This is a genomic window from Aequorivita marina, assembly GCF_031631895.2.
Taxonomy (GTDB): Bacteria; Bacteroidota; Bacteroidia; order Flavobacteriales; family Flavobacteriaceae; genus Aequorivita; species Aequorivita marina.
The window spans coordinates 1-986 of record NZ_JAVMBW020000038.1 but is presented as its reverse complement, the minus strand read 5'-3'; the positions used below and the strand labels follow the sequence as shown (position 1 = coordinate 986).

At 54.1% G+C, this 986-nt stretch carries 1 protein-coding gene; it reads right to left on the bottom strand.

Annotated elements, in window-relative coordinates; translation table 11 throughout:
* On the bottom strand, window positions 1-986 hold a 986-nt coding region (locus QPK98_RS15575), incomplete at both ends, for an FIDD domain-containing protein (protein ID WP_494337537.1).

Here is a 986-nt window from a genome sequence, read left to right as displayed (position 1 = left end):
ATCTCATTTTCCTCATTGACGGCATCGTCATAGCTTTCATAGTAGCCCAAGGTCCAATCGGTGTTCCCATTGCGGATCTGGTCTTCGCGCTGGGTAAGGTCAAAGAGTTCTGTCTGGTCATAAGGGCCTGGAGGGATGATCACATTTTCATCACAAAGGGCAATGGGGTCTGGCGTGACTGGCTCGGGATTGGCCGTTACGCGAAGGGTTAACGTGGTAAGGGCAATGCACGCACTGTCGCTATCCTCTACGCGTACGTAGATTATCTGTGGGTTGGTTGTGTTTTCGTAAGCGGTATCGGGATCAATTGGGTTTTCGTTGTTCTGGGCATCTTCCGCATTTACAAAGTACGATACGCCTTGGGTAAGCACTCCATCGGTTATCTCGCCGTTCTTCTGGGTTAGGTCAAAGGTGGTGACTCCGTCAAAGGGTTCGCCAAGGTCATCACATTGCACCAAGGGCTCTGGGTCCACGATGGGCAGGCCACTCTTTACCACCAGCTCAAAACTTCCTACCTTGAAGCAGTCGGTGTCGTTGGTGGCTAGGCGTACCCAGATGGTCTGGGGGTTGGTCTCATTGGTATAGGCTTCTGGGTCGGCAATTGGGGCATTGCCACTGATGGCCTCTGCCTCGGTTAGGTGGTAGGTAAGGCGATAGTCTTCGCGGGGCTGGTCGCCATAAATAAGGGTTTCTTGTTCGGTAAGGTCAAATTGGTAGAATCCGGTATCGTCACAGGCCGTAAGGTCTGGAAGGTCGTTCGGTATCACTGGGGTTGGGAGCACCTCGAGTTCCAGTTCTACAATCGCGTAGCAGCCCGTACCCATAGGGGGTCCAGCGTAGGCGGCGCGTACAAAAAGGGTTTGGTTAAACAGCACGATGTTCTCATAGGGGCTGGCCAAGGGGTAGTTGCCCGTGGCGGCATCTTGCCGGGTCTCGTGGTAGGTGATTCCAAGGGTGGGGTCGCCTCCACTGATCTCGGCGGTCTT